We start from the raw sequence: 23,149 nt of genomic DNA on the forward strand, positions 1-23,149 counted from the left end.
GATGCAATCGAGATAATTCATTGAGACCATTCAGTGAGAACCAAATTACCTGATCGGAGGGAAGGCATGACCAATTTGGACGTGCATCCTGAGGAGATCGTCTGCCGCGGGGATCGGGCACCCTCCACCGCCGAGTTGCTGGTCCCCCGTGACGTACCGCTCGGTGGGCCGCGAGCCATGACCGTGCGCCGGACACTGCCACAGCGCCGGCGCAGCCTGATCGGGTCGTGGTGCTTTCTGGATCACTACGGGCCGGACCCGGTGTCCGCCTCCGGCGGAATGAAGGTCCCCCGGCACCCGCATACCGGCCTGGCCACCGTGAGCCTGCTCTTCACTGGTGGAATCAGCCATCGCGATTCCTCCGGCGCCGACGCCCTGGTGCGTCCCGGCGAGGTCAACCTCATGATCGCCGGCCGCGGAATCTCGCACCAGGAGTTTTCCACTCCCGACACCTCGCTCCTGCACGGTGTGCAGCTCTGGTACGCCCTGCCCGATTCAACCCGGCACATGCCGCCCACGTTTGAGCATTACGAACCGGAGCCGGTAACCGGTAACGGAACTATGCTGCGCGTCTTCATCGGCTCTCTGGCGGGTGCGGCTTCCCCTGTCGAAACGCACACGCCGCCGCTGCTGGCAGCCGAGGTCAACCTGGAGTCCGGCGTCTCCCTGGAGCTGCAGCTGGACCCGGCGTTCGAGTACGGCGTGTTGCTGGATGCCGGTGATCTGACCCTCAACGGGTCCCAGCTACCGGTGAACCATCTTGCCTACTTGCCTGTCGGGCAGCGGTCCCTCACTGTCGAGGCCGGGACGGATCCGGTACGGCTCATCCTGATCGGCGGCGAACCGCTGGGCGAGAAGATCGTGATGTGGTGGAACTTCGTTGGCCGCTCGCATGAAGAGGTGGTCGCTTACCGCGCTGCCTGGCAAGCGGAAATTGGTGCAGAACCCGCCCTGTCGAACACCGGAAAGTACGACGACGGCGCCCCCTACCCGCGCTTCGGCCCCTTCCCCTCCGGTCAGCCGGACCCGCTGCCGGCACCGACGATGCCCGCAGTCCAACTGCGTCCCCGCGCCTGAAAACGACGCCGCTCGCCCTTCCCTCTTGCAAGCAGCAGCCATACCTAGCACTGCTATGGTTCATACACCTAACACCTCTAGGTATGTGGAGCAGCAGTGCGCATCGACAAAGACCTCGTGGCGGCCTCCGCCACCCCGCTCGTCTTGGGCATCCTCGCGGAGGGCGATCTCTACGGGTACGCCATTCTCAAGCGCGTCGGCGAGCTGTCCGGCGGCAGCATGCAGTGGACCGACGGCATGCTTTATCCACTCCTGCACAGGCTGGAGCGGTTCGGCTACGTCAACGCAACGTGGGGCACCTCGGACGCCGGCCGCCGTCGTAAGCACTACGCCATCACGCAGACCGGCAGGGAAGCTCTCGCTGAACGTCAGCAGCAGTGGACCGTGGTGGCCGACGCACTCCGGCAGGTCTGGCACGCCTCCCCCACGCCACCGGCAGTGACAGAGGGGTGGGCGTGATGGCAGCTCATGCAGAGCTGGAGGCTCAGATTGACCGGTGGCGCAGCTACGTTCAGCGCCGCCAGGCCATCTCCCCCGCCGACGTCGACGAGCTCGAAGACCACCTCCGCGAACAGATCGCCGAGCGTCAAGCCACCGGACTTGATGACGAGGAAGCCTTCCTCGTTGCGATCAAGCGTCTCGGAAACCTCGACGCCGTCTCGCAGGAATTCGCACGCGAACACTCAGACCGGCTGTGGAAGCAGCTTGTCCTCCTTCCGGAGAAAACACCCGACGACGACGGCGGCACCCCTGCGTGGCGCGAGCTGGCAGTCGTTCTCGCGCTGGCCGTGGGTGCGGGGATCGCAGTCAAGGTTGGGTTCCTCCTGATCGAAAACGAGAACGTATTCGCACGGAACCTGGGGTTGCTGGTATTCCCCTTCATCGCCGGCTACTTCGCGTGGAAGCGGCGGCTGACACCGCGGGTCGGCCTTGCACTGCTGATCCCCTACGGTGTCCTCGCCGCGGCCCTCAACATCTATCCGTTCTCCGTTGGCGGGTCCACGGAGTTACTCGCGGTGCTGCATGCTCCGGTGATCCTGTGGCTGCTGGCCGGGCTGGCGTACGTCGGCGGGCGATGGCGCTCCGACAGCCGCCGCATGGACTTTGTCCGCTTCACGGGCGAGTTCGCGATCTACTACACCCTGCTTGCCCTCGGCGGCGCCGTGTTGAGTGGCCTGACGCTCGGCGCCTTCACGCTCATCGGCACCGACTTCGAACCCGTCCTGGCCGAGTGGATCCTGCCCTTTGCCGTGCCGGGCGCACTGGTGGTGGCGGCCTGGCTTGTCGAAGCCAAACAGAACGTCGTCGAGAACATCGCTCCGGTCCTCACGCGCATCTTCACACCGCTGACCATTGTGATGCTGCTGGCGCTCCTGGGCGTCATCGCCGCTGCCGGCGGCCTGGTGGGCCTCCAACGCGAGCTGCTCATCCTCATGGACGCGATCCTAATCCTGGTGCTGTCCTTACTGCTGTATTCGATCTCCGCGCGGGACTCCCTGGCACGACCCGGCCTGTTCGATGGCCTGCAGCTCGTCCTCGTCGTCGCAGCCATCGCGGTGGACACCGTCATGCTGACCGCGATGCTCACCCGCATCGCCGAGTTTGGCTTCAGCCCCAACAAGATCGCCGCCCTCGGCCTCAACCTCCTGCTATTGGTGCACCTAGTGCGCGCCGCATGGCTGACCGTCGGGTTCCTGCAGGGACGGCGCCCATTCGGGCAGGTCGAAAACTGGCAGACGCGGTACCTTCCCATTTATGGCGCGTGGGCCGCCGTCGTCGTCGTGATTTTTCCGCCTGTTTTCGGCTTCAGCTGATCAGAAGTCGAACATCTCGCCTAGCCAGTTGTCCTTCTTCTTGCGGTAGGGCTTGCGTCCGTACTGGTCTTCGCCCCGGCGGTCGTTGCTGTAGCGGCGGGTGTCGTCGTCGTACCGGCGTCGGTAGTCGTCATCTCTACGGCCGTAGTCATCATCCCTGCGCTCGGCTCCCAGCAGCGGGGAAGGCAGCGGCGGGGCGATGGGCGGTGCGCTCGGTGCGTGCGGGCGGGCGGCAGGCTGCGCGGTGAGGGCGCCGGCGCGGTCGATGATCTTGTCGAGCTCCCCCCGGTCCAGCCAGACTCCGCGACAGGTGGGACAGTAATCAATCTCCACACCACTTCGCTCCGACATCACGAGTTCAATCTTGTCCACCGGGCACAGCATGGGTTCCTCCTGCATTGAGTGAGTTGCGATCAGTTGTGTAGCTCAAACGTAGGTCATTCGGTCGCTTGTCCCTACCCAATGCGTGCTAATCCGTTCGGTGACGAAAAAGCGGCCTGCCCAAGCGATGAATGCTCGGGCAGGCCGCCTGCGGTTACTGGAACTACTACAGCGTCGAGGTGTCGATGACGAAGCGGTACCGCACATCGGATGCCAGCACGCGCTCGTAGGCGTCGTTGATCTTGTCGGCCGGAATGACCTCGATCTCGGCACCGAGCTTGTGCTCAGCGCAGAAGTCGAGCATCTCCTGGGTCTCGCGGATCCCACCGATCATCGAGCCGGCAAAGGACCGCCGGCCGCCGATGAGCGCAAATGCCTGAACGGGCAGCGGCTCGGCCGGGGCGCCAACGTTGACCAGCGCGCCATCGAGGCTCAGCAGTCCGAGGTAAGCGCTGATGTCCAGTGACGCACTGACCGTGTTGATGATCAGGTCGAAGGAGCCGGCGAGTTCCGTGAAGGTGTTCTCATCGCTCGTCGCGTAATACGCATCCGCGCCAAGACGCAGGCCGTCCTCCTGCTTTTTCAGCGACTGGGACAGAACCGTCACCTCCGCGCCCATGGCGTGAGCCAGCTTGACGGCCATGTGGCCCAGCCCACCGAGGCCGACGACGGCTACCTTCTTCCCCGGACCGGCACCCCAGTGCCGCAACGGCGAGAAGGTGGTGATGCCTGCGCACAGAAGGGGTGCGGCGGCGTCGAGCTCGATGCCCTCAGGAATGCGGAGAACGAAGTCCTCGGTCACCACAACGTGGGTGGAGTAGCCGCCCTGGGTAATAGTGCCGTCGCGGTCCACTGCGCCGTACGTGCCGACGTTGCCGTTGAGGCAGTACTGCTCCTCGCCGGCCAGGCAGTTCTTGCATTCGCGGCAGGAGTTGACCATGCAGCCGACTCCCACGCGATCGCCGACAGCGTGCTTGGTCACGTTGGCGCCAACCTCGGTGACGATTCCGGCGATCTCATGTCCCGGAGCCAGCGGGAACTGCTGGGGCCCCCAGTCGCCTCGGACCGTGTGGATGTCCGAGTGGCAGATGCCCGCGAACTTGATGTCGATCAGGACATCGTCGGGTCCAACATCCCGGCGTTCGATAGTGGTGGGGACGAGGTCCTCGGTGGCCGACGGAGCGGCGTAAGCGGAAACGGTCATGGGCATGGATAGAGCTCCTGGGGATCGTGGTGACGTATTCGGTCTCAGTGCTGGGCAACGTACGCAGGCCAACAGGTATTCCGGAACCCTAACTCCGCTAGGCTCGTACATTGAGTCCGACGCCGAAGGAGAGAGACCACCCGTGACTGAAAACCAGAGTTCCGCGGCCGACTTTGATCCGGATGCACGCGGCGAGCAGTCCCCCTCCGCCCTCGAAGCATTCATCGAGCGCGTTGAGGAGGAAACCCGCAAACTCCAGCTGGCGAGGTTCAGCCAGGAGGATGCGCTTACGCTTGGGTTGCTGATCGTGGAGCTGGCGACAGAACGTGAACTGCCAGTGGCCGTAGATATCCGGCGGGGAGCGCACATCCTGTTCCATGTGTCGCTGCCTGGCGCCACACCGGATAATGACGCCTGGGTCGAGCGAAAGTCACGGACTGCCGAGCGCTTCGGCATTCCCTCTCTGCTGCTGGGCCTGCGCGGACGGCGCGGCGGCGGACGGATGGAAGACAACGGCTGGTTCGACCAGTCGAGGTACGCAGCACACGGCGGCGCGTTCCCGGTCTACGTGCGTGGAACGGGGCCGGTGGCCGTGGTCACCGTTTCGGGGCTGCCGCAGGTAGCGGACCACGAGCTCGTGGTCGAAGCGCTGACAAAGTTCAGTCGGCGCAAGAAGAAGGCCACGACCTAACTTTGGCCGACGGCGGACCTATCTGTTGGCGGAAATCAGGGACTCGATGAGCCCTTCGATGCGGCTGCGGATTTCATCGCGGATGGGCCGGACGGATTCGACACCTTTGCCTGCCGGGTCCTCCAGCACCCAGTCCTCGTAGCGCTTGCCGGGGAAGTACGGGCACTCGTCGCCGCAACCCATGGTGATGACGACGTCGGACTCCTGCACCGCCTCGGTGGTGAGCACTTTCGGAATCTCACTGCTCATGTCGATCCCGACCTCCGCCATGGCTTCCACCGCAGACGGGTTGATCTTCCCGGCCGGCTGGGACCCGGCCGAGCGAACCTCGATGGCACCCTCTGACAGGGTAGTGAGGAACGCCGCCGCCATCTGCGAGCGGCCGGCATTGTGGACGCAAGCGAACAGGACGGAGGGCTTTTTGGGCGGTTCAGTGGTCATCCGGGGTCTCCGATAAGAATTGATGAGGATCGATATGAATCGAACCAGCTATATCGATCGATGTCAATCCGTCGGTGCATAATGGATTCATGAGCACTGCGCCAACCACGGAAACCAGCCTTGACGCGTCCTGCTGCCCTCCCGCGGAACAACCCGGGATCAGCCTCGAAGATGCGCAGCAGCGGGCAGCTGTGTTCAAGGCCCTGGCGGATCCGAACCGGCTGCGGCTGCTGTCCATTGTGAAGGCGGGAGAGTCAGGCGAGGCCTGCGTGTGTGACATGACCGAACCACTGGACCTCGGTCAGCCGACTGTCTCCCACCATTTGAAGATTCTCGTCGAAGCCGGACTGCTGAACCGCGAGAAGCGAGGAACCTGGGCCTACTACTCCCTGGTTCCCGGCGCACTGGACAGGGTGACGGGGCTGCTCGCGTCGCTCTGACGCTGCTGCCCCGCGCTCCTACCAACGCGGGTGGACGGCCTCCCTGAAGTACCGGTCGTAGATGTCCAGGACACCCGCGCTGATTTCATTTCCGAGAGTGGCTTCCGAGGCCGCTTCAGCATTTGCCCGCGCCTGTGCCGGTGTCCGGGCGCCCGGAATCACCGTGGTGACACCCTCCTGGGCAGCGACCCACGCCAGAGCCGCCTGAGAGGTGCTCACGCCGTCCGGAACCAGCCCGTTGAACTCGTCAACTGCCGCCAGACCAGTCTCGAAATCCACACCGGAGAACGTCTCACCGACGTCGAACGCTGAACCCGTGCGGTTGTAGTTGCGGTGATCATCCTCTGGAAACTCCGTGTCCTTCGTGTACTTCCCGGACAACAGCCCCGAGGCCAGCGGAACGCGGGCGATGATCCCGACACCCGCTGCCACCGCTGCAGGAAGCACCTCATCCAGCGGTTTGAGACGGAAGGCGTTGAGGATGATCTGCACCGTCGCAGTATTGCCACGCTTGATTGCTTCCATAGCTTCTTCGGTCCGCTCGACACTGACGCCGTAGTTGCGGATGACGCCCTCGCTCACCAGGGTATCCAGGGCGTCATACACTTCTGAATTGCCGTACACAGCAGTAGGCGGGCAATGCAGTTGTTCCATGGCTCGACTATATGACCGACCGGTCAGACCCGCGGCGTTCGTGGTGGAGCTACCCGGCGTGAGCCAGTTGCTTCGAAGGCAGCAGCCAGCCGCAGCAGCTCGTTGTCCGAATACGCCTTTCCTGCGAAAGTCAGGCCCACCGGCATCCCGAGATCGGCCATCACGCCCATCGGAACGGTGACCGTCGGGATGCCCAGGTGGCGCGGCACCAGGTTGCCGTTGGACACCCATACGCCGTTGCGCCACGCGAGGTCCGCGGAGGTGACGGAGGTATCCGCGTCCGCAGGGCCGACGTCGGCAGCTGCCGGGAAGATGACCGCGTCCAGTCCGTTTTCATCCATCCAGTCGTGTAGGTCCAGCCGGCGGGTCTCCTGCAGACCGCGAAGCCCTTCCTCCAGGTGAGGGATTTCGGCCAGAGACATCGCGCCGCTCCGGCGGATGACGTCCGGGTAGTCGGCGATGTCGTCGTCGAAGCCGTTATACCGGTCCGGCAGTGCGCCGTCCGGCGCAGGGAAGATCGCGGCGCCGTCGACGTCGGCAAGTGATGCCAGCTGCGGATCAGCGTTCGCCTGTAGGAAGTCTTCCCAGGCCCAGGCGGACAGGTCAACGATCTCGTGCTTGAGGTATTCGGGGCTGACGAGTCCGCGGGTGCTGATGGTCGGCGCACCGGGCCTGTCACCCTCGTAGTTGGAGACTACGGGGAAGTCGACCTCGACCACCTCGGCGCCCGCGTTCTTCAGATCCCGCCGCGCTGCCTCCCAGAGTTCGATGACCGACTGGCGCGTTTCGATCCGCTGGCCCGTGGAGCCACCGATGCCGGGTGTTGCCGCAGTGCCGGCGTCGTTGTCCTTGTTGATGTACATGCGGGGCACGCCAAAGCGCTTCCCCTTCAGTGCGCTGCGGTCAGCGGCCAACGACCGGTACGACGGCGGACGCACCTCCGAGGCGCGCGGAATGGAAACCCAGGGCTGGACCCTCCAGAAGTCGCCGCGGGTCTCGGTATCGTTGGCGACGATGACGTCGAGGACCTCGAGCAGATCCGCCATGGTGCGCGTATGGGGAACCACGACGTCCATGGTGGGCACGAGCGGCCAGTTTCCGCGCACCGAGATGACACCCGGCGAGGGCGTGTACGCGCACAGTCCATTGTTCGACGCCGGAGCACGGCCTGATGACCACGTCTCCTCGGCCAGGCCGAAGGCGGCGAAGCTGGCGGCCGTCGCGGTGCCGGATCCGTTGGAGGAGCCGGACGCGAAAGCGGCGGGAAGGTAGTCAGCGTTGTAGGGGCTTTCAGCCCGTCCGTAAACGCCGCGCTGCATTCCGCCGTTGGCCATGGGCGGCATGTTGGTGAGACCGATCAGGATGGCACCGGCGCCGCGGAGCCGCTCGATGGTGAACGCGTCCTGCTGCGCGATGAGGCCCTGGAACGCCGGGGAGCCGGCGGCGACCGTGAGCCCCTTAGCCTGGTAGCTGTCCTTCGCGGTGTACGGGATGCCGTCCAACGGACCGAGGGTTTCACCCTTCTGCCGGCGGCGGTCAGAGGCCCGCGCTTCTTCCAGCGCAGCCGGGTTCATGACGACGACTGAGTTGAGCCGGATGCCCGCCTTGTCATAGACCGCAATGCGGTTCAGGTAGCTCCCGACGAGCTCCTCGCTGGTTACCTGGCCGGTCTCGAGTGCCGCGCGAAGATCCGCGATGCCCGCTTCGACGACGTTGAAACCCATCAGCGGCCGCCCTCGAAAGTGCGCGCCTCCGGCTGTTGCTGGGTGATGCAGTGGATCCCGCCGCCGAAGGAGAAGATGTCGCGGGCGTCGACCAATTCAACGGTGCGCCCAGGGTAGGCGCGGCCGAGGATGTCGGCGGCAACGGCGTCGTTCTCGTCATCGAAGGCGCACAGAATCACCGCGCCATTGGCCACGTAGTGGTTGATATAGGAGTAGTCCACAAAGCCGTCGTCGTCGGTGAGGACCGTGGGGGCTGGGACGTCGATAATCTCCAGAGGGTGACCATCGGCGTCGGCTGCTCTCTCCAGTTCGGAGCGCAGGAAACGGGTCACCTCGTAGTCGGGGTGTTCAGGGTTGTCCTGCCTGTGGAGGAGAACAGCGCCCGACGGCGTGAACGCGGCGACGATGTCCACGTGGCCACGGGTGCCGAACTCCTCATAATCGCGGCTGAGTCCGCGCGGCAGCCAGACGGCGTGCCGGGTGCCCAGACGGGCGTGAAGCTCTGCTTCGACGGATTCCCTCGTGGCGCCCGGGTTTCGTCCGGGATCGAGTTGGACCGTCTTAGTGAGCAGAACCGTTCCGCGGCCGTCGACGTGGAAACCGCCGCCCTCATTCACAAGCGCACTGTCCTCTACCGCGGCGCCGGCGTGCGCGGCGACCGCCCGGCCGACGTGCTGGTCCTTGTCCCACGCCGCCCAGTGCTGGGCTCCCCACCCGTTGAAAATCCAGTTCACGGCGCGGGTGGAACCGTCCGGTGCATGGACGAAAGTAGGCCCGGAATCGCGGAGCCAGGCGTCGTCCAGCTCGGTCTCCTGCACCGCGATTTCGGCTCCCAGCAGTGTGCGGGCAGTCTCGGCGTCGGCCGGATCCGCGAGGACGGTCACGGGTTCGTAGCGGGCGATGGTCCGGGCCACCCGGGACCAGGCCGCGCGTGCCCGGCCGAGGCTCTCGCTATCGGGTGCGCCGAACGTGTCATTGGAAGGCGGGAAGGCCATCCAGGTGCGCTCATGCCGCTCCCACTCGGCGGGCATGACGGTGATGGCGGTCAGTGAAGCGTTCATCCGATGAGAGCGCGCTGCTTCTGAAGCGCCGTCGTCAGCGTCCGGGCGGTCAGCTGACCCATGCGAACGGCGCCGTCGACGTGCTGGTAGCCCTCGGCCGCGAGGTCGGAGCTGGACCAGTAGATGGGGCCCACCGGGGTCAGCTGGTGCTTGGAGTAGCGGTGCAGGCCGCCGAGGTCATAGCTGGCTGCGTAGGCGCCCCGGGTCCATTCCTCGGAGCCCCAGTCCGACTCGTAGTACACCTCGGTCTCCAGGGCTTTCGGTCCCAGGAACCCGGCGATGGACTCGAGGATCTGCCGGCGCCGGTCCTCGACGGAGAGTTCGAACATGGCGTCGGCCTTCTCATCGGAAATGAAGGCAACGAGGGTTCCGCGGGAGTCTTCGTGGTTGGTGTTGTCGTAAACCTCCTGCACAATCGACCCTGCACTGAAGCCGGTGCCGGACAATCCGTCCTCGCGCCAGAACGGCGTCTCATAGACGGCGTGCACTTTGATGACCAGGCCCAGTGACTGGTGCTGGTGCATCTGATGCTGCCTGCGCGGCAACGGGGGTTCGTAGGAGACCCGCGAGTACAGGTTCGGCGGAACGGCCATGACGGCGTACCGCGCGTTGACGGTGACGCTTTCCGAGATGGCGGTCACCGTGGTGGTTCCGTCCCGGCTCTCCGACCAGCGGAGGGTGCGGACGGGACTGTTCAGGACGACGTCCTCCCCCAGCTCCGCTGCGATGCGCTCTGACACCGACTGCATTCCGCCAACAACACGCTTGTCGAGGATGAAGTCCTCGTCCACCAGGTTCGAGAACGAGCCGGCGGACGCGGCCATCAGCACGGCCTGCAGCGTTGAGAAAGCGTGAGCCGGCTTGGTGAGCATGCCGCCCGCGATGAAGAGGCCGATGTTGTTGCAGGCTTCCTCATCATCCGACTGCTGCCGGAGCCAGGAATGGAAGGAAACGGTATCCAGCTCCCTGGCCTGCGGGTGCTCCCACGGAGCCTTGGGATCCATCTGGGCAGCCAGGCGGTCCAGTTCATCGATAAGCCGTGACATCTCCGCGCTCGTCCGGCGGCTCACGGGGAACATCTCGCCGGTGTACCGGACGGCCTTGCCGTCCGCTCCGATGTAGACGGACTCACCCTCGCGGTAGCGCGAGTAGGTTTCCAGTCCGAGCTCATTGAGTAAGCCGATCAGCGCCTCCTGATCCGGCGACACCCACTGTCCGCCGAGTTCCAGGACAGCGCCGTCGATCACATCGGTATGGGTCCGGCCGCCCACGCGGTCCCGCGCCTCAAGAACGGTAACGGAGTGGCCGGCCTTCCGCAGCTCCCTCGCTGCAGTCAGTCCTGACGGTCCTGCACCAACGACGACGACGTCGCTTTCGATAATCCTCATGATGTCCTCTCCACACGGGTGGCGCCGTGCTAAAACGAATCACATTCGTTTATGTCCACCACTGTAGAGGAAGGGTTTCGGTTTGAAAAGCCCTGTAGCCTCGCCACTGTTGCGCCGCCGTCGTCATACCGATGTTTTCCCATGCTTCCTCTCCTACGCTGAGCCGCATGTCGAAGAACAAACGCCCTCCGCTTGTGGACCGGAAGGTTCTGCACAGGCTGGAGGATGAGTTCGAGGATCCCGGTCCTGCGCATTCCTTTGTGCGCGACTTCGTTGCCTTCTGGGACGAACGGTACCTCCGCCTCGCGGAGGCCGTGCAACGACATGATGAAGCCGCATCCCTCGACGCACTGCTCAGCGTGCGGATTGGCTCGGCCATGATCGGCGCCGCCCGGCTCGCGAAACTCGCGGCGGAACTTGAATCGAGCCTGAAACGCGGACACCTGGGTGCCGTGGCCGAAGCACTTCCGCAGGTCAAGGAGTGCGGCGATGCAACGGTCAGAAAGCTGACAACGAAGTACATCGACGCGAGTTGGTGATGCTCGGGGCCGCGATCCGGACAGAATGTAGGCATGCACACCTCCTCCATCCCCGCTCCCGTGCTCATGATCATGGCGGTGCTGTCCGTCCAGTTCGGTGCCGCCTTGGCCAGGACCCAGTTCGACGCCGTGGGCCCCACGGGCGCGGTGTTTCTCCGGTTGCTGTTCGGTGCGCTGATCCTGCTGGCCGTTGTGCGCCCGAAAGTGCGCGGATGGAAGCGCCAGCAGTGGGCTGCCGCAGCGGTGCTGGGCGTCGCGCTTGCAGGGATGAACAGCCTCATCTACCTCGCCATCGGCGTCATTCCCATCGGTGTGGCCGTGACGCTCGAGTTCACCGGCCCCCTCCTGCTGGCACTGGTGCAGACCCGGCGCCTCGCTGACGCGGCGTGGGCACTGCTGGCGTTTGCCGGCGTCGTTCTCCTGGGGTTCGATGACGGCAGTGCGCTGCCGCTCGCCGGCATCCTCTTTGCGCTCGGCGCGGGCGCGTTCTGGGCCCTCTACATTCTCGCCAGCGCACGCGTGGGGCGACTGGTTCCCGGTGTCGAGGGCCTGGCTGTGTCCATGGCGATCGGAGCGGTGATCGTCCTGCCGTTCGGTGCGCCGTCCGCCGCCGCGGGCGCTCTCGTGTCACCGCTGGTGCTGCCGGTGTTCGTTGGTGTTGCCCTGCTCTCCAGCGCATTCCCCTATGCACTGGAGATGCTCGCACTGCAGCGGCTGTCCACGCGGGTGTTCGGTGTGCTGTCCGCTCTGGGGCCGGCGATGGCCGCGCTTGCGGGACTGCTGGTGCTCAGCCAGGCGCTGGGCACCCGGGAAATCATTGCGCTGGTGCTGGTCACTGCTGCATCGATTGGAGTAACGGTCGGCGTACGACGACGGCGCCCGCCTGCTTCGGAGATTCCGCCCACTCCCGCCCCGTGAGCGTTGGCAACCGTCGCTAGACTGGGCTCGTTGCCGTCGGCAACCTTGGCGTATGAGCGAGGAGGCTCCGAATGATTCTGCACCAGGTACGCCCGTGGGGCGGCGAGCTGTCGGACGTGGAACTGCAGGACGGGCGCATTGCCGCCATCCGGCCTTCCTCAACTGCACCGGAGGGTGCTGCCGCGGGCGGCGAGACACGCGCCGACGTCGTCGACGGCAGGGGGCGCCTGCTGCTTCCGTCCTTCTCCGATGTCCACGTGCACCTTGATTCGACGCGGCTCGGGCTGCCGTTCCGGCCGCATACCGGCCGCCCGGGCGTGTGGGGCATGATGCTGAACGACCGCGAGAACTGGCGCACGGCCGAGGCACCCCTTGCGGACCGAACGGCATTCACCCTTGCCACCATGATTGAGTACGGCACCACACGGGTACGCAGTTATGCGCAGATCGACGCCGACTGCCGGCTCGAACGTTTCGACGCGGTGGTTGCTGCCCGGGAAACGCACCGCGCACGCGCTGACGTGGAAATCATCGCGTTCCCGCAGGCCGGGCTCCTGCTTGAAGAGGGCGTGGTGCCGCTGATCGAGGAATCCCTGAAACAGGGCGCGGACGTGATCGGCGGGATCGACCCCTGCCAGCTGGACCGGGACCCCGTGCGCCATCTCGACATTGTTTTCGGGCTGGCAGAGAAGTATCAGGTGCCGATCGACATCCACCTGCATGAGCCGGGTGAGCTCGGTGTCTACAGCGCGGACCTCATCCTCGAGCGGACCCGGGCCACCGGGATGCAGGGCAGGGTCACCATTTCCCACGGGTACTCACTCGGCAGCGTGTCGGAAAGCACCACCCGCCGGTTGATCGACGAGTTCGCGGCGGCTGACATTGCCATGGCGACGGTAGCGCCGTCAGTTCGGGATCCGTTGCCGCTGCGGCAGCTCACTGAAGCCGGCGTCCGTGTGGGGCTCGGCGAGGACGGTCAGCGCGATTACTGGTCGCCCTATGGCAATGGGGACATGCTCGACCGCACCTGGCAACTCGCGTTCACCAACGGTTACCGGGCGGACGAGCTCATTGAGCACTGCTTCGCGGTCGCCAGTATCGGCGGTGCGGCAATCCTGGATCCTGGGGCGGAACGGTTGACCAGCGTCAGCGACCGGCCTGGCCTGCAGGTCGGTGACCCGGCGGAGCTGTTGCTCCTTGCGGGTGAAACCGTCACTTCGGCAATCATGGACCGGCCGTCGGACCGTACGGTTCTTCATCAGGGACGTGTGGTGGCGGATCAGCTGGGACTGGCGCCGCTTTCCTGACCAGGCGCAACGCTCCGAGGTTCGGCGAGGAGCCCGGCGAACACCGCCTCTGCGGCTCCCACGAGGAGCAGTTCGGCGCCGAGGGCGGCACGTTCAAGGCGCACCTTAGTTCCCAGGCCGCTGATCGGTCCCGCCGCTACGGCCGCGCTCAACCGCTCCCTGTCCGCGGCAAGCAACACCCCGAGGAAGCCGCCGAGCACAATTATCTGCGGATTGAAGACGTTCACGAGGTTGCCAAGTGCAATGGCCAACAGGTCCGTCTGCCGCCGGATCTCGCGCAGCACCGGGAATGTCTGGGTGGCAAGCAGGGCGTCCTCGAGTTGTTCCGCCTGGGCATGGTTCAGGTTGACAACCTTCAGCAGCCGATCCACGTTGACCTCGGTTTCAAGGCACCCACGGCGGCCGCAGTGGCATTGCTCCCCGCCGGGCCGCGTCACCATGTGCCCGAACTCGCCGGCGTATCCGGACGCCCCACCCAAAGGCTGCCCGCCGACAATCGCACCCCCGCCGATTCCGGAGGCGCTGCCATTCAGGTAGAGCGCGTCACTGTAGCCCGCCGCTGCGCCGAAGATACTCTCGGCGAGTGTGCCGAGCGTCGCATCATTGGCCGCCACAACGGGCATGCCCAGCGCTTGGCGGAAGGGCCCGACGACGTCGACATCCTTCCAGCCGAGATGCGGCGCGAGCAACACCTGGCCTACTTCCGCGTTGACCAGTCCGGGGATGGCAAGGCCCAGACCGAGCACATGCTCGCTTCCCGCCAGTTCCACCGAAAGCCCCTCCACGACGGCGCGCGTGATGTTGACCGCCTCCTCCAGCGAAGGGATGGATGAGGTGTTGTAGCGGATCCGGCGATGGACCATGCCGCCCAGGCCAACGACGCCCACCGTCACCGCATCGACGTCGGGATTGACCGCCAGCGCAACGACGCGTTCACTGGCGTGGACCATGGGGCTGGGGCGGCCAACCCTCGCAGCAGCAACATCCGTCTCATACACCAGGCCAAGAGCGGACAGTTCGCCAACGAGGGCGCCAATGGTGGACCGGGTGAGGTTGCAGCGCTGAACGAGGGCGGCGCGGGTGAGGGGGCCGTGCCGGTGGGCAGCGGTGAGCACGGCGGAGAGGTTGCGGCGCCGCAGATCCTCAGTGCCGCTCCGCTCGCTCACTCCCAGCCCCTCACCCTATTTGTCCTGGACGTAAACATAGCACTTGACCGGTCGAAATCTGGGCCGAAAGGTGTTGACGGATGGAGAGTGCGGCTATATGTTTTAGTCACGAACTTATCGCTTCATTCAGCTCAACTCAGTGCGGAGTACATCCATGTCACCTCAGCCCACACCGGCAGATCGCTTCACCTTCGGCCTCTGGACCGTCGGATGGACCGGGACCGACCCCTTCGGCACCGACACGCGCGCAGCGCTCGATCCCGTTGAGGCGGTCCACCGTCTCGCCGAACTCGGCGCCTACGGCGTCACCTTCCATGACAATGACCTTGTCCCGTTCGGTTCCACGGACCAGCAGCGCGAAAGCATTCTCGGCAGCTTCCGCGACGCATTGGCTGAGACCGGTCTGAAGGTTCCGATGGTGACCACCAACCTTTTCAGCCACCCGGTGTTCAAGGATGGCGGCTTCACCAGCAATGACCGCTCTATCCGCCGGTTCGCCCTGCGGAAGGTACTGACCAACATCGACCTCGCGGCTGAGCTCGGCGCCGAGACGTTCGTGATGTGGGGAGGCCGTGAGGGTGCGGAGTATGACGGCTCCAAGGATCTGGCGGCTGCCCTGAACCGAATGAAGGAAGGCGTGGACACTGTCGCCGGCTACATCAAGGAGAAGGGCTACGGCCTCCGCCTTGCCCTTGAGCCGAAGCCGAACGAACCCCGCGGGGACATCTTCCTGCCGACGGTGGGCCATGCCCTGGCTTTCATCGCCGAACTCGAGCACGGCGACATTGTGGGTGTGAACCCTGAGACCGGCCACGAGCAGATGGCGGGCCTGAACTTCACTCACGGTATCGCGCAGGCGCTCTGGGCGGGCAAGCTGTTCCACATCGACCTCAACGGCCAGCGCGGCGTCAAGTATGACCAGGATCTGGTGTTCGGCCACGGCGATCTCACCAGCGCCTTCTTCACGGTCGACCTCCTGGAGAACGGCTTCCCGAACGGCGGTCCACGCTACGAGGGCCCGCGCCACTTCGACTACAAGCCGTCACGCACCGATGGCTACGACGGCGTCTGGGACTCCGCCCGCGCCAACATGTCCATGTACCTCCTGCTCAAGGAACGCGCTCTCGCTTTCCGTGCCGATCCGGAGGTGCAGGAGGCACTGAAGACGTCCGGCGTCGTTGAACTCGGTGAGACCACGCTGGCCGCGGGGGAAACCACCGCTGATCTTCTCGCGGACCGTACTGCGTTTGAGGATTTCGACGCCGAGAAGGCCTCCGAGCGGTCCTTCGCCTTCATCCGGCTGAACCAGCTGGCAATGGAGCACCTCCTCGGATCGCGCTCCTAGCAGGCAGACGGAAGAAGCAGCGAGGAACCCATGGCACTGGTAGCCGGAGTAGATAGCTCCACGCAGTCGTGCAAGGTGGTGATCAGGGACGCGGAATCTGGCGAACTGGTGCGCTCCGGCTCAGCGCAGCACCCGCCGGGCACCGAAGTGCATCCCGATGCCTGGTGGACCGCCCTGCAGGAAGCCATTGCGGCGGCGGGAGGCTTCGACGACGTCGCGGCCGTCTCGGTCGCCGGCCAGCAGCACGGCATGGTGTGCCTGGACGCCACTGGCGAGGTGGTCCGTCCGGCGCTGCTCTGGAACGACACGCGCTCGGCCGTAGCCGCGGCGGCGCTTGTCCGCGAGAAGGGCGCACAGTGGTGGGCCGAGACAACCGGCACCGTCCCCGTTGCATCATTGACCGCAACGAAACTGCGGTGGCTCGCCGAGAATGAGCCGGAGAACGCCGCGCGGACGGCGGCCGTGTGCCTGCCGCACGACTGGCTCAGCTGGCGCCTCGCGGGCTACGGCCCGGGGTCGGGGTCCGAAGGGCTGAAGGAGCTGGCCACCGACCGCTCGGACGCATCCGGGACGGGTTACTGGTCGCCGACCGAGGGATACCTGACCGAGGTCCTTGAAGCCACGCTCGGGCACATCCCGGTCCTTCCTGAGGTCCTGGGTCCGCTTGAGTTCCGGAAGGATCCCGGCGGGCTCATCATCGGTGCCGGCACGGGTGACAACGCTGGGGCGGGACTGGGCGTCGGAGCGTCGGAGGGCGACGTCGTTGTTTCCGTTGGTACGTCAGGCACCGTGTTCGCGGTGTCCGGCAGGCCGGCATCGGACGCTTCCGGCCTGGTGGCCGGCTTTGCCGATGCGACAGGCAACTATCTGCCCCTGGTGTGTACTCTCAACGCCACCCTCGTGCTTGACGCGACCGCGCGTTTGCTCGGTGTCGCCCATGAGGAATTCGCCCGGCTCGCGCTGCAGGCGCCTGCCGGCGCGGACGGCCTGACTCTGGTGCCCTATTTTGCCGGCGAGCGCACTCCCAACCTGCCGGACGCGACAGGTTCGCTGCACGGCCTGACCCTGGACAACTACGCGCCCGCGAACGTGGCGAGAGCCGCCGTCGAGGGCGTGGTCTGCTCCCTCGCGGACGGGCTCCAGGCGCTGACCGACGCGGGAGTTGTTGCGCGGCGGGTCATCCTCGTGGGCGGAGGCGCGCGCTCAGAAGCACTGCGGGAGATTGTTAGTGCCGTTTTCGGTCTACCGGTGTCGGTTCCGAGTCCGGGCGAATACGTAGCCGACGGCGCTGCCCGCCAAGCTGCCGGAGCGCTGCATGGTGCGCTGCCGGACTGGCGGACCAGCGGCGTCGAGCTCGTCGATTCTGCTCCGACTCCGGAGGTGCTGGCCCGGTACCGGGAAGTGGCGAGGAGCTCCTACGGCAGGTAGCTACACTCGCTCTGCCGTACCGGCTTGCTCCTGCCAGTTCTCGACCAAAAGTCCCGGTACCCGCGCAAATTCACGGACATTATTCGTCACCACCGTGAGCCCGCGAGAACGCGCATGCCCTGCGATCATGGCGTCGTAAGGACCGATGGACTGGCCCTCACGCTTGAGGTGTGCGCGAATGCCAGCCGTGTGATGAGCAGCCGCTGTATCGAAGTCGACAATTTGCATCCTGGAAGCCAGCCCCTCGACTGAACGGAGATTAGCTTCGACCCTCTCGGACACTTCAGCGCCGTAAACCAGTTCGGACAGCACAACGGAAGACAGTGCCATCTGACCGGCGTGCTCATTGAAGCGAATTCTCAGGTTGTCTGGCTTATACCGAATCGTCTGGATCAGGATGTTGGTGTCCAGCAGGTACTTGAGGGTCACAGAGGCGGCCTTTCCTGTTCCGCCGGCTGATCGCGCTCTGCGGGGTAGTTTGTGTCCTCAGGAGAATCAGCAAACCAGGAATCCCACACCAAGTCGACAGGCGAAATGATTCTGGACTGGCCGTCCTGAATCACCTCGACCTCCTTTACGCCATCAGGCCACTCCAGCGCCTTCGGTATTCGTACAGCTTGAGATTGATTGTTCTTGAACAGTTTGGTTCTCGCCATGGGGACTCCTATGTATATACATAGGATATATGTTCACGGCCGAGGGGGCAAGGGATTCGTAAGGAATGCACCACCGTTCTGCGTGGTTGACGCGGATATGAAGCGCATCGGATTCCTGTCCTTCGGCCACTGGTCGCCACTCGAAGGCTCACGCACGCGCACTGCCCGTGATTCCCTGCTGCAGGGAATCGAGCTTGCCGAAGCAGCCGAGGAGATCGGCATCGACGGCGCGTACTTCCGCGTGCACCACTTTGCCCGCCAGCAGGCGGCGCCGTTCCCGCTGCTCTCCGCAATCGCGGCGCGCACCTCGCGCATCGAAATAGGGACCGGCGTCATCGATATGCGGTATGAGAACCCCCTGTATATGGCAGAAGAGGCAGCCGAAGCGGACCTCATCAGCGGCGGTCGGCTGCAGCTCGGCATCAGCCGGGGGTCACCCGAGCCCGCGCTCAATGGCGCGGCCAACTTCGGCTACGTTCCAGCCGACGGCGAAGAGCCGGCGGACATGGCCCGCCGCCACACAGAGGTGTTCCGCTATGCAATCAGCGGCGCGGGGGTTGCCCAGGCCGATCCCCGCCAGGGCTCCGGCCTCCTCCCTGTCCAGCCGCATTCCCCCGGGCTCAGTGAGCGCATCTGGTGGGGCGCCGGAACACGGAAAACTGCTGTCTGGGCCGCAGAGCAGGGCATGAGCCTGATGAGTTCGACTCTGCTGACCGAAGACACCGGTGTGCCGTTTGATCAGCTCCAGGCCGAGCAGATCCAGCTGTTCCGCGACGCGTGGGACAAAGCCGGTCGCTCCTTTGCTCCCCGTGTTTCGGTCAGCCGCAGCGTCATCCCCATCGTCGATGACGAGGACCGCCAGTACTTCGCCCTGAGCGCGCTCCGTGAGACCCGGGACCAGGTGGGAGTGCTCGATGGCGCAATGTCCCGTTTCGGCAAGAGCTACATCGGCGAGCCGGACAAGATCGCCGCTGAACTGGCAAACGACGACGCCGTGCGCGCTGCGGACACGCTCATGCTTACGGTGCCGAACCAGCTCGGTGTGGATTACAACGCGAAGCTGCTGCGCAACATCGCTGAGCACGTTGCGCCGGCGATCGGGTGGGAGCGGAAGATCGCCTAAGCCAGCAACCCGCCCGTGTTGTTGGTGGAACAATCATTCCCATGGACCAGCGGCTTCATTTCATCACCCTCACCACCCAGGACCTCGACGCAGCCCGCGCTTTCTATCGGGACGGCCTCGGCTGGGAAGCGAACCTCGATGTACCCGGCGAGATCCTCTTCTATCAGGTTGGACCGGGACTGCTGCTCGGACTGTTCGACGCCGACAAGTTCGCCGAGGACCTCGGGGTCGCCACCGCAGATGCACCCACGGGTGTCACGCTCTCGCACAACGTCGACAGCCCCGACGCCGTCCGAAGCACCGTCGACGCGATGACTGCAGCGGGCGGCTCCATACTCAAGCAGCCGCAGCAGGGCCAGTTCGGCGGGATCTTCCACGCGCACGTCCAGGATCCGAACGGCGTCATCTGGGAGATCGCACACAACCCCGGCTGGCGCATCAGCGACGACGGCACAGTGGTACTCGCTTAGCCGCCGCCCCTATAGTGGCGAAATGAGCGACGAGACCAAGAGCAATGCCGATATCCACTTCTACTTCGACCCCGTCTGCCCCTTCGCCTGGATGACCAGCAAGTGGGTTCGTCTCGTCATGGAGGAACGGAACTACTCCGTTGAGTGGCGCTTCATCTCCCTGCGCCTACTCAACGCGTCGGTCGATTACGATTCACACTTCCCCGAAGGCTATGAGGCCGGGCACACTGCCGGCCTGCGCCTGCTCCGCGTCGCCGCGCAGGTCCGGAAGGATCACGGGCCAGACGCCGTCGCTACCCTTTATGCCCGCCTCGGCGCCCACATCTTCGATACAGAACGGGACGACCCGTCGCAATCCGGCGCCACCGGATATCACGGAACCCGTGAATTTCTCGAGCCGATCCTCGCGGAGGCCGGCCTGCCGTCGTCGTTGGCGGACGCGCTCGACGACCGCTCACTCGACTCGATAATTCAGGCAGAGACGGACGAGGCGCTTTCCCATACGGGCAAGGACGTCGGCACTCCCATCATCCACTTCGAGCCGCCGGAGGGCGTGGCGTTCTTCGGACCGGTGATCAGTAGGCTCCCCTCCCGCGGTGAGGCGGCGCAACTATGGGACCACGTGGTGGCTCTGGCCAGCTTCCCCGGCTTCGCCGAACTGAAGCGAAGCCTCCGCGAACGTCCACAGCTGCGCAGTTTCGGGATCACCGATGCAGATGCCGGCGTCGAGGAAGACTGGCACGGCGGGAGCCGCCGCCAGAAGAAGTAGCGCGCCCGCAAGAGTGTTTACTGGATGAGTGAACGTAAACCACAGGGGAGGATCGCTTGCCACAGGCGCGTCGTCGACCACCATGCTGCGCCGGTCCAATGCGAGGCTGATCCTCGACGCGATCCGGCGGGCCCCCTCCGGGGACTCTGTCACCGCAAATGAACTCATCGGTGCCACCTCGCTCACGCGCGCCACTGTCCTCGGGGTCTGCGATGACCTGCTCCGCGACGGCTGGATCCGCGAGCAGCCCGCGCTCGCCGCCACCGGCAAAGGCCGACCGGCCCGGCACTTCGCCCTTGACGACAACGCCGGATACGTCCTCGGAATCGACGCCGGCTACAGCCATATCCGCAGCGTCGTCGCCAATCTGCGCGGGGAGGTAGTTGGCCGCGGTGGAGCGGCCTTCACAGCGGACATCGACAACGCGGATCCCGCTCCCCGCACCGCAGCTCTACAGCTCGCCATAGAATCAGCGCTCGGCGACGGCGGCATCGCCCCTTCCCGCGTCCTGACCGTCTGTTTCGGCATCCCGGCCCCGGTCGGCCGCCATGGCACCATCCCGACGGGCAACCCGTTCTGGGAGCGGATGGCAGTAGATCAGGAAGCGGTGCTTGCCGGGCGCCCACAGTGGACGTCTTTCATTGAGAATGACGCCAACCTCGCGGCGCTCGCCGAACGCTACAACGGCACCGTGGACCCGGATGGCAGCTTCCTGGTGCTCCTCGCCGGCGAACGGTTCGGTGCCGGGGTCATCGAAGACGGACATCTCCTGCACGGATCGCTCGGCGGCGGTGGGGAAATGCACTATCTCGACCTCGTGGAGGGCGTTGGCAGCCCGGCAGCCATCGCTCCCCTGGCCCGTGCCTGGGCGACAGAGGCTCTGGTTGCAGGCCGGACCACGATCCTGTCGGGCGGGCCTTCGAGGAAGAATGGCCCGTCGGCGGAGGCCGTGTTCGCGGCAGCGGAAGCCGGTGACGCCGTCGCAATTGAAATCGTGGAGCGCCTGGCGGAGCGGCTGTCCCGCGTCATCTCAACTCTCGCGTCATTGCTCAACCCGGACACCGTGGTCATCGGCGGTGCGGTGGCGCCGTCCATCGCCCGCCTCGCTGAGCAGATCGAGGCAAAGGTGGCAACGACGTCGCACTTCCCGCCGCGGGTGGTGGCGTCCTCGCTCGCTGGGGACATTGTGCTGACCGGGGCCGTAAACGCGGCGCTCGCCAGAGTCAGCCGGGACGCGATGGATATTGAATTGCGCCGGGCTTGAACCAGCTGTGCGCTCAGCCTGATCTGAGTGCCGGTTACCCCGTTTCGTGTTCCTGTTTCCGCTCGGGCTCCCTTCGCTTGAGCCAGGCACTGAGCGGCGCGGTCGAGAGTCCGTGGATGAGGACAGACAATGTGATGGCGAGGGTGGCGTAGATGAAGATCTCGTGATTGCCGGTGTGCCGCTCGGCGAGGGTCGCATAGAACAGCGCCGAGATTCCCACCGGTCCAAACCAGCTCAGGAACGTTGTATCAGGGACGTCGTGCAGCGATGTGATCAGGGGACGCAGGGCCCACAGGGTGATGATCCGCCGCAGCAGCACCGCAGCGGCGAGCGCAACGGGCGGAATCCAGCCGAGAGCGGCCCACTCACCGATGGGCAAGGCGAGCCCCAGCAGGATGAAGACGGGCAGGAGAAAGAAGCGGGCAACGGCGTCGTCAATCTTGTCCTCCTGCTCCTCGTCCCGCTCGGGGATCACCTGTCCGAATACCGCGGCGCCAACAAAGACGGCGAGAATGGCGTCCGTGCCGAGCAGTTTCCCTGCGCCGAGGATGAGGAGGCCGAAAGGCACGAAGAAGCCCAGGTAGGAGCTTTCCTCCATGAGCCCCACGTTCTTTGACCAGACGAAAAGCTTGGCAAGGACGAAACCCGCAATAACCCCGAAGAGCATCGCTCCCAGTACCTCCCACAGCAGCACCTTCACAAGCATCTCGTGCCAAGCTTGTCCCGGTTTGGTCAGCAGCAGGACAGGGAGCATGACGAACAGATAGCCAAGCCCGTCATTGAGCCCGCTCTCCGCAGAAAGGTTGTGGCGGACGCGTTCGGGGATGCGCTCTTCCGCGAGGGATCCGGTGACAATCGGTGTAGTAACCACGGGGTCTGTCGGCGTGATGATCGCACCCAGCAGGAGGGCCAGGAGAAACGGGACCCCCAACAACGCCCAAAGCACACCGGTGGCCACTACGAGCATGGCGATCATGCCGAGCAGAATGATGACCGCGATCCAGCGCAGGTTCTTCCGCCAGTACCCGTGCGGCAAGCGGAGTGCTACGCCGGTCAGCCCGATCGCGAGGGTAATTCGCGACGCCTCTTCAAGCAGCGTGCCTTGGGGAACACCGAAGTCCTCAATGCTGAGGACTCCGAAGGCATACGGCCCGATCAGCGCGCCGAACAGCAGCGCGAGAACCGGGCCAGGCAGGCTTACCCGCTGCGCCAGGGTGGAGAAGGCGGAGAGTACGAGCACCGCACCGGCAAAGAGCGTCAGCACGAGGTTGATGGTCATAGCTTCCCCG

24 protein-coding genes and 1 pseudogene are annotated in these 23,149 nt (G+C 65.1%); 14 read left to right on the forward strand and 11 right to left on the reverse strand.

Going from position 1 to position 23,149, the window contains the following annotated elements; all coding sequences use genetic code 11:
• The first annotated feature begins 66 nt into the window (after nt 1-66).
• The 3 genes from ASH00_RS02995 to ASH00_RS03005 all read left to right on the forward strand — a co-directional run bounded on the left by ASH00_RS02995 (nt 67) and on the right by ASH00_RS03005 (nt 2,891).
• Nucleotides 67-1,077, forward strand: a complete 1,011-nt coding sequence (locus tag ASH00_RS02995; RefSeq protein WP_056544795.1) for a pirin family protein — start codon at nt 67-69, stop codon at nt 1,075-1,077.
• A 96-nt stretch (nt 1,078-1,173) separates the two neighbouring features.
• Nucleotides 1,174-1,536 (forward strand): PadR family transcriptional regulator, encoded by a 363-nt coding sequence (locus ASH00_RS03000; RefSeq protein ID WP_056544798.1) that lies wholly within the window; start codon nt 1,174-1,176, stop codon nt 1,534-1,536.
• A complete protein-coding gene (locus ASH00_RS03005; RefSeq protein WP_056546551.1) occupies nt 1,536-2,891 on the forward strand; it encodes a permease prefix domain 1-containing protein in 1,356 nt (451 codons plus the stop codon). Before ASH00_RS03000 ends, ASH00_RS03005 begins: the two co-directional genes overlap by 1 nt.
• On the opposite strand, the gene ASH00_RS03010 is transcribed toward ASH00_RS03005, so the two are convergent.
• Both ASH00_RS03010 and ASH00_RS03015 read right to left on the reverse strand, forming a co-directional pair.
• Complete coding sequence (locus ASH00_RS03010; RefSeq protein ID WP_056544801.1) at nt 2,892-3,275, reverse strand: TFIIB-type zinc ribbon-containing protein; 384 nt, start codon at nt 3,273-3,275, stop codon at nt 2,892-2,894. It lies immediately after the preceding gene.
• A gap of 163 nt (nt 3,276-3,438) precedes the next feature.
• Nucleotides 3,439-4,482 carry an NAD(P)-dependent alcohol dehydrogenase gene (locus ASH00_RS03015; RefSeq protein WP_056544805.1) on the reverse strand — a complete coding sequence of 348 codons (1,044 nt, stop codon included), beginning with the start codon at nt 4,480-4,482 and terminating at the stop codon, nt 3,439-3,441.
• Between the two features lie 136 nt (nt 4,483-4,618).
• On the opposite strand from ASH00_RS03015, the gene ASH00_RS03020 reads away from it, so the two are divergent.
• Nucleotides 4,619-5,167: a heme-degrading domain-containing protein gene (locus ASH00_RS03020; protein WP_056544807.1), complete on the forward strand. Its 549-nt coding sequence runs from the start codon at nt 4,619-4,621 to the stop codon at nt 5,165-5,167.
• 18 nt (nt 5,168-5,185) lie between these two features.
• Here ASH00_RS03020 and ASH00_RS03025 read toward each other — a convergent pair whose 3' ends face one another.
• The gene (locus ASH00_RS03025; RefSeq protein ID WP_056544811.1) at nt 5,186-5,608 is read right to left on the reverse strand and encodes an arsenate reductase ArsC; all 423 of its coding nucleotides are present in this window, start codon (nt 5,606-5,608) and stop codon (nt 5,186-5,188) included.
• Nucleotides 5,609-5,697: 89 nt separating this feature from the next.
• On the opposite strand from ASH00_RS03025, the gene ASH00_RS03030 reads away from it, so the two are divergent.
• Nucleotides 5,698-6,048 carry an ArsR/SmtB family transcription factor gene (locus tag ASH00_RS03030; protein WP_056544815.1) on the forward strand — a complete coding sequence of 117 codons (351 nt, stop codon included), beginning with the start codon at nt 5,698-5,700 and terminating at the stop codon, nt 6,046-6,048.
• A gap of 18 nt (nt 6,049-6,066) precedes the next feature.
• Here ASH00_RS03030 and ASH00_RS03035 read toward each other — a convergent pair.
• The 4 genes and pseudogenes from ASH00_RS03035 to ASH00_RS03050 all read right to left on the reverse strand — a co-directional run.
• Nucleotides 6,067-6,696: pseudogene (locus ASH00_RS03035) on the reverse strand (aldo/keto reductase); the annotation flags it as partial.
• A 29-nt stretch (nt 6,697-6,725) separates the two neighbouring features.
• Nucleotides 6,726-8,426 (reverse strand): amidase, encoded by a 1,701-nt coding sequence (locus tag ASH00_RS03040; RefSeq protein ID WP_056544818.1) that lies wholly within the window; start codon nt 8,424-8,426, stop codon nt 6,726-6,728.
• Nucleotides 8,426-9,487: an agmatine deiminase family protein gene (locus ASH00_RS03045; RefSeq protein ID WP_056544820.1), complete on the reverse strand. Its 1,062-nt coding sequence runs from the start codon at nt 9,485-9,487 to the stop codon at nt 8,426-8,428. The genes ASH00_RS03040 and ASH00_RS03045 overlap by 1 nt, the downstream gene beginning before the upstream one ends.
• A complete protein-coding gene (locus ASH00_RS03050; protein ID WP_056544825.1) occupies nt 9,484-10,875 on the reverse strand; it encodes a flavin monoamine oxidase family protein in 1,392 nt (463 codons plus the stop codon). Before ASH00_RS03050 ends, ASH00_RS03045 begins: the two co-directional genes overlap by 4 nt.
• Before the next feature lie 167 nt (nt 10,876-11,042).
• Here ASH00_RS03050 and ASH00_RS03055 point away from each other — a divergent pair, with 167 nt between their 5' ends.
• The 3 genes from ASH00_RS03055 (at nt 11,043) to ASH00_RS03065 (ending at nt 13,639) form a co-directional block, all read left to right on the forward strand.
• Entirely contained in the window at nt 11,043-11,414 is a 372-nt protein-coding gene (locus tag ASH00_RS03055) for an Hpt domain-containing protein (RefSeq protein ID WP_056544827.1), read from the forward strand.
• A 33-nt stretch (nt 11,415-11,447) separates the two neighbouring features.
• Nucleotides 11,448-12,332 carry an EamA family transporter gene (locus ASH00_RS03060; RefSeq protein ID WP_056544831.1) on the forward strand — a complete coding sequence of 295 codons (885 nt, stop codon included), beginning with the start codon at nt 11,448-11,450 and terminating at the stop codon, nt 12,330-12,332.
• A gap of 71 nt (nt 12,333-12,403) precedes the next feature.
• Nucleotides 12,404-13,639 (forward strand): amidohydrolase, encoded by a 1,236-nt coding sequence (locus ASH00_RS03065; RefSeq protein WP_056544835.1) that lies wholly within the window; start codon nt 12,404-12,406, stop codon nt 13,637-13,639.
• Here the strand turns inward: ASH00_RS03065 and ASH00_RS03070 are convergent.
• Entirely contained in the window at nt 13,612-14,805 is a 1,194-nt protein-coding gene (locus ASH00_RS03070) for an ROK family transcriptional regulator (RefSeq protein ID WP_235563135.1), read from the reverse strand. The genes ASH00_RS03065 and ASH00_RS03070 overlap by 28 nt on opposite strands.
• Nucleotides 14,806-14,959: 154 nt before the next feature.
• Between ASH00_RS03070 and xylA the strand changes: the two genes are divergently transcribed.
• Both xylA and xylB read left to right on the forward strand, forming a co-directional pair.
• Nucleotides 14,960-16,150, forward strand: coding sequence for a xylose isomerase (gene xylA, locus ASH00_RS03075; protein WP_056544840.1), 1,191 nt, complete (start codon nt 14,960-14,962; stop codon nt 16,148-16,150).
• A 30-nt stretch (nt 16,151-16,180) separates the two neighbouring features.
• Nucleotides 16,181-17,578, forward strand: coding sequence for a xylulokinase (gene xylB / locus ASH00_RS03080; RefSeq protein WP_056544843.1), 1,398 nt, complete (start codon nt 16,181-16,183; stop codon nt 17,576-17,578).
• Here xylB and vapC read toward each other — a convergent pair whose 3' ends face one another.
• Nucleotides 17,579-18,007 carry a type II toxin-antitoxin system tRNA(fMet)-specific endonuclease VapC gene (gene vapC, locus ASH00_RS03085; protein WP_056544847.1) on the reverse strand — a complete coding sequence of 143 codons (429 nt, stop codon included), beginning with the start codon at nt 18,005-18,007 and terminating at the stop codon, nt 17,579-17,581.
• Nucleotides 18,004-18,234 carry a type II toxin-antitoxin system VapB family antitoxin gene (gene vapB, locus ASH00_RS03090; RefSeq protein WP_056544850.1) on the reverse strand — a complete coding sequence of 77 codons (231 nt, stop codon included), beginning with the start codon at nt 18,232-18,234 and terminating at the stop codon, nt 18,004-18,006. The genes vapC and vapB overlap by 4 nt, the downstream gene beginning before the upstream one ends.
• 97 nt (nt 18,235-18,331) lie before the next feature.
• Between vapB and ASH00_RS03095 the strand changes: the two genes are divergently transcribed.
• Genes ASH00_RS03095 through ASH00_RS03110 form a run of 4 tightly spaced genes read left to right on the forward strand, consistent with a single transcriptional unit; the run spans nt 18,332 to nt 21,860 of the window.
• A complete protein-coding gene (locus tag ASH00_RS03095) occupies nt 18,332-19,357 on the forward strand; it encodes an LLM class flavin-dependent oxidoreductase (RefSeq protein WP_056546557.1) in 1,026 nt (341 codons plus the stop codon).
• A gap of 41 nt (nt 19,358-19,398) precedes the next feature.
• Nucleotides 19,399-19,827: a VOC family protein gene (locus tag ASH00_RS03100; protein ID WP_056544853.1), complete on the forward strand. Its 429-nt coding sequence runs from the start codon at nt 19,399-19,401 to the stop codon at nt 19,825-19,827.
• A gap of 22 nt (nt 19,828-19,849) precedes the next feature.
• A complete protein-coding gene (locus ASH00_RS03105; RefSeq protein WP_056544855.1) occupies nt 19,850-20,596 on the forward strand; it encodes a DsbA family protein in 747 nt (248 codons plus the stop codon).
• Nucleotides 20,597-20,624: 28 nt separating this feature from the next.
• Nucleotides 20,625-21,860 carry an ROK family transcriptional regulator gene (locus ASH00_RS03110; RefSeq protein ID WP_157358979.1) on the forward strand — a complete coding sequence of 412 codons (1,236 nt, stop codon included), beginning with the start codon at nt 20,625-20,627 and terminating at the stop codon, nt 21,858-21,860.
• Nucleotides 21,861-21,894: 34 nt separating this feature from the next.
• Here the strand turns inward: ASH00_RS03110 and ASH00_RS03115 are convergent, their stop codons facing one another.
• On the reverse strand, nt 21,895-23,139 hold the full coding sequence (locus ASH00_RS03115) for a cation:proton antiporter (protein WP_056544860.1): 1,245 nt from the start codon (nt 23,137-23,139) through the stop codon (nt 21,895-21,897).
• Nucleotides 23,140-23,149: the final 10 nt, after the last annotated feature.

The sequence above is a fragment of the Arthrobacter sp. Soil782 genome (assembly GCF_001428435.1).
GTDB classification, from domain to species: domain Bacteria; phylum Actinomycetota; class Actinomycetes; order Actinomycetales; family Micrococcaceae; genus Arthrobacter_D; species Arthrobacter_D parietis.